The 5288-nt window shown below is 66.8% G+C and carries 3 protein-coding genes; all 3 read left to right on the plus strand.

Translation table 11 applies throughout. From position 1 onward, the window contains the following. Positions 1–195: 195 nt before the first annotated feature. On the plus strand, positions 196–1356 hold the full coding sequence (gene embR / locus EET03_RS19765) for an ATPase/transcriptional regulator EmbR (RefSeq protein WP_075542282.1): 1161 nt from the start codon (positions 196–198) through the stop codon (positions 1354–1356). Between the two features lie 375 nt (positions 1357–1731). Continuing rightward, entirely contained in the window at positions 1732–3519 is a 1788-nt protein-coding gene (locus EET03_RS19770; RefSeq protein WP_075542283.1) for a serine/threonine-protein kinase, read from the plus strand. A 219-nt stretch (positions 3520–3738) separates the two neighbouring features. Next, the coding region (locus EET03_RS19775; protein ID WP_122508815.1) for an FHA domain-containing protein at positions 3739–5288 on the plus strand (1550 nt) is incomplete at its 3' end.

Genomic DNA, 5288 nt, shown 5'->3' on the forward strand with positions numbered 1-5288 from the left:
AAACCTCACGCAGAACCAATGATCCAGCCAAACTGCGACCGCTCACGCACCTGACAACAGCCATCGCCCCCTCACAAACCGCCCCACCGCCAAGCCAAATCGCACGCCTGTGCGATACTGCCACCCATCTCACACCGGCTCGCTTATTTGAGGACTAGGCAGATGAGGCGCAGATGAAGCCGCGGAGGACCCGGGATGGCTGGTAACGCGATGACGGGCAAACGTCTCGAATTCGGTCTGCTGGGGCCGCTGGAGATGAGCATCGACGGCGCCCTGGTGCCGACCGGCACCCCTAAACAGCGGGCGGTGCTGGCCATGCTGGTGATCAACCGCAACCGGCCGGTCGGGGTCGACGCACTGATCACCGCCCTCTGGGAGGAGTGGCCTCCCTCCGGAGCCCGGGCCAGCATTCATTCCTACGTGTCCAACCTGCGCAAGCTGCTCAGCGGCGCCGGGGTCGACCCCCGGGCGATATTGGCCGCCGCACCCCCGGGCTACCGGCTCAGCATTCCGGAGAACAGCTGTGATCTCGGGCGGTTCATCGCGGAGAAAGCTGCCGGGGTACACGCGGCCGCTGCCGGCAAATTCGAACAGGCCAGCCGGCATTTGGCTGTGGCACTGCGGGAATGGCGTGGGCCCGTGCTCGACGACCTGCGTGACTTCCAGTTCGTCGACGCGTTCGCCACCGCGCTCGTGGAGGACAAGATTCTGGCCCACACCGCCAAGGCGGAAGCCGAGATCGCTTGCGGCCGCGCTGCTGAGGTGATCACCGAATTAGAGGCCCTCACCGTCGAACACCCGTATCGCGAACCACTGTGGGCGCAGCTGATCACCGCCTATTACCTCACCGATCGGCAATCCGACGCGTTGGGCGCGTATCGACGGGTAAAGACAACCCTGGCCGAGGATCTCGGCATCGACCCCGGCCCGACGCTGCGCGGTCTCAACGAACGCATTCTGCGCCAGGAACCGTTGGACGCCAAGATGAACGCGAAGTCCACCGCCGTCGGCACCGTCACCGTGCTCGACCAGCGGACGATGGCGACCGGGCAACAAGCCATGGCCTGCCTGCACGACATCGCCACCGGGCACGACCACCCGCTTCGCACCGCGGCGACCCGTATCGGCCGTCTCAGTGACAACGACATCGTGCTCGACAGCGCAAAGGTCAGCCGCCATCACGCGGTAATCATCGACACCGGGACCAACTACATCATCAACGATCTCCGGTCATCCAACGGTGTGCACGTAGGGCACCAGCGGATCCGCGGCGCCGCCACGCTCAACGACGGCGATCACATCCGTATCTGCGACCACGAATTCACCTTTCAGATCGCTGCCCGGCGTGACCGCTAGCGTGGCGGCAGCACCGGTGTGCCGCAACCACTTTGAGCGCGACGAGCCGGCTGGACAGGACGGGTGCCAGCTCAGCGTCGTACTGCGCCAGGGCTTTTCGCCGCGCGGTGACCGCACGGCCGGGCGCCCGGCTAGCGCACGGCCGTAGCCGGACGCCCGTCGTGACCGGCCGTGTTCGTCCGAGGTCCGACGGGGCAACCGGTGCCCGGTCGCCCGCGGACGGATAAGCCCCGTTTTCATGCGGCCAGATTGGCGAGGCCTTACCGTCATGGTTACCGTCACGGTTTGCTGGGCCGATGGTCGCACACGCTGCGATACCTCGAGCCCGCTTGATAGGGTCGGCGGAATTCGGGTTGGGTCGAGGGAGGATCAGCGATGGGCGAGGCGCCAGACTCGCGTGTGGGGTCGATGTTCGGCCCTTACCACCTCAAGCGGCTCCTGGGCCGTGGCGGTATGGGCGAGGTCTACGAAGCCGAGAACACCGTCAAGGAGTGGCCGTGCGCGGTCAAGCTGATGACCGCGGAGTTCAGCAAGGACGCGGTGTTTCGCGAGCGGATGAAGCGCGAAGCCCGCACTGCCGGTCGGTTGCAGGAACCACACGTGGTGCCCATCCACGACTACGGCGAGATCGACGGCCAGATGTACCTGGAGATGCGCCTGATCGAGGGCACCGACCTGGACACCCTGCTCAAGCGTTTCGGTCCGCTGACCCCACCCCGGGCGGTAGCCATCATCAGCCAGGTCGCCTCCGCCCTGGACGCCGCCCACGCCGCCGGGGTGATGCACCGCGATGTCAAACCGCCCAACGTCCTGGTGACCCGCGACGACTTCGCCTATCTGGTCGACTTCGGCATCGCCAGCGCCACCACCGACGAGAAGCTGACCCAATTGGGCACAGCGGTGGGCACCTGGAAATACATGGCGCCCGAACGGTTTTCCAACGACGAGGTGACCTACCGCGCCGACATCTACGCTTTGGCGTGCGTGCTGTACGAATGTTTGACCGGTTCCCCGCCATATCGCGCCGACAGCGCGTCCACCCTGGTCACCGCGCACCTGATGGATCCGGTGCCGCAGGCCAGCGCCGCGCGCTCGGGGATACCCAAGCGGTTGGACGCGGTGATCGCGCGCGGCATGGCCAAGAAGCCCGAGGACCGCTACGCCAGCGCCGGCGATTTCGCCCGGGCCGCCCACGACGCCCTCAGCGACCCCGATCAAGACCACGCCGCCGACATCGTGCGCCGCAGCCAGGAAGCGACCCTGCCGGGCACCGCTTTTGCACCTTTTGCGCCCCAACCCCCGACGCAAGCTGCTGCCACGCCGCCACCGGCGCCGCAGTACCCGGAACCGGCGGGTTCGGGGCCGTTGCCACAGGCGAGCCCGACCGGGCAGCCCGCGTGGGCACCTGCGAGCGGTCCCATTCCGGCAACGGGCCAGCCCGCCCCGGTCCCGCAGTACTACCCAGCCGGCGGCTGGGGGGGCACGCCACCGGGCACCCCACCACAACAGCCCGGCGGCCCGGCACCCTGGAATCAGCCCGCACCGCGCAAGCGCAACCCGTGGCCGATCGTGGCCGGCGCCGCCGCACTGGTGGTCGTTCTCGTCGTCGCCGCCATCGGGATCTGGTTGGCGACCAGGCCGGACTCCACCCCGAAGGCGGACACCACGACCTCCGTCCCCACCACCAAGCCGTCGACCCCGAGTTCCCCAGCGACAACTACCCCGGCCGGGGACCCGCAAAGCAGGCTGATGAGTTATCTGCCGTCCGGTTACGCCAGCGGCACGTGCACCGCGACCAGTCCCAAGCCGGACAGCGTTTGGACCGGAGCGACTGCCATGTACAACTGCGGGCAGAACACCAACCAGGGCGGCCCCAGCCGCGCCATCTACGGTCTGTTCCCGACTCTTGACGCGCTCAAGAAGGCCTTCAATGACGACATCGCCGCGGTGGAGCTGATGAACTGCCCCGGGGAAGGACCGTCGCCCGACGGCTGGCATTACGACAGGACGCCGAACGTGACCGCCGGCATGATCGCTTGCGGCACCTATAAGAACCACCCGAACGTGATCTGGACCAACGAAGAAAAACTGATGCTCAGCGACGTGTTCGGTGATCCGGCCACCATCGACGAACTGCACACGTGGTGGGCGAAGTACGGCTGATCCGGACCATCCGTAGACGCTAAAGCCAAGCAGCACAACAAGATTTGCAGGCAAGGGCGGCGATGAGCAAGCTGCACCGGATGGGCGCAACCGTGCAACCGTAGCCGCCTTGGCGATTCCCAAGGACGACTTTTCACCCACTACGGCATGCAAAATTGCTACGTTGCCGTGGGGTGGTGGTGGTTGGGGGTTGTTGGGTGGAGGTGCCGGAGGCTGGGTATGGAGGGTAGGACCGAGGCGGTCGTGATGGAGGTGCCCCGGTTGGAGGTGCGTGCTGGGGGGCGGGTCTGGCATGTCACGCCGAATCGGGTGTGGACGATTGGTCGCTCGGCTGAGGTTGATGTGCGGTTGGACAATCCGCGGGTGTCGCGTGATCATGCGGTGTTGCAGCCCGGCCCGGGGGGCTGGGTTTTGGTCAACCACAGCAGCAATGGGATGTTTGTCGAGGGTGCGCGGGTCGAGCGGGTGGCCATTGTGCGGCCGGTGTCGGTGATGTTGGGTTCGGCGTCCTCGGGTCAGCTGGTGCAGTTGGCGCCGGGCGGGCAGCCCGGCGCGGCGGCGCCGCAGCCTGCCGCGGTGGTGGGCCAGACGACGGTGGCCCGGCCGCCGACGGCGGTGCATGCCATTGATCAGTTGGTGGTGACGATCGGGCGTGGCCCCGACAACGATGTGGTGCTCAATGATCTGCTGGTCTCGCGCCGTCATGCCATGCTGCGCCGCTCGGGCAGTCAGTGGGAGCTGGTCGACAACAACAGCGCCAACGGCACCTACGTCAACGGCATCCGGATCAGCCGGGCGCTGCTAGGCGCCAGCGACATCGTCGGCATCGGTCATCAGCTGCTGCATCTGTCCGGGGACCGGCTGGTGGAATACGTTGACACCGGCGACATTTCCTATGAGGCCGCCAACCTGCGGGTGGTCACCAACAAGGGCTCCAAAAAAGGCAAGCTGTTGTTGGCCGACGTCAGCTTCGCCCTGCCCCAGCGCAGCCTGTTGGCGGTGGTGGGGCCCAGCGGGGCCGGTAAATCGACGCTGCTGGGGGCGCTGACCGGGTTCCGCCCGGCCACCAGCGGCAGCGTGCGCTACGACGACCGCGACCTCTACGACAACTACGCCGAACTGCGCCACCGCATCGGGTTCGTGCCCCAAGACGACATCTTGCACACCCCGCTGACGGTCCGGCGGGCGCTCAATTACGCTGCGCGGCTGCGCTTTCCCCACGACGTGTCGGCCGCCGAACGCAACCAGCGCATCCAGGAGGTGCTGACCGAACTGGGCCTGTCCACCCAGGCCGATCAACGCATCGACAGTCTGTCGGGCGGGCAGCGCAAACGCACCAGCGTCGCACTGGAACTGCTGACCAAACCCTCGCTGCTGTTTTTAGACGAACCCACCTCCGGGCTCGACCCCGGCTATGAGAAATCGGTCATGCAGACCCTGCGCTCGCTGGCCGACGACGGCCGCTCGGTGGTGGTGGTCACCCACAACATCGCCCACCTCAACATGTGCGACCGGCTGCTGATCTTGGCCCCCGGGGGCCGGCTGGCCTACTTCGGCCCACCCCAGCAAGCCTTGAGCTACTTCCACTGCACCGACTTCGCCGACCTGTTCACCCTGCTCGAACGCGACACCACCACCGACTGGACCGCCCGCTTTTACGCCTCGCCGCTGCACGCCGCCGTCACCGCCCACCCGGCCCCCAAACCCGGCCCACCCGCACCGGCGCCCACCACCAAAGCCCTGGCCCAACAAAGCGCCCTGTCCCAATT

Source organism: Mycobacterium innocens, from assembly GCF_900566055.1.
Classification (GTDB): Bacteria; Actinomycetota; Actinomycetes; order Mycobacteriales; family Mycobacteriaceae; genus Mycobacterium; species Mycobacterium innocens.

Bases quoted from the DNA above. Each gene is read 5' to 3' on its own strand.
- embR (WP_075542282.1), top strand. From the start codon at position 196: ATGGCTGGTAACGCGATGACGGGCAAACGTCTCGAATTCGGTCTGCTG.
- EET03_RS19770 (WP_075542283.1), top strand. From the start codon at position 1,732: ATGGGCGAGGCGCCAGACTCGCGTGTGGGGTCGATGTTCGGCCCTTAC.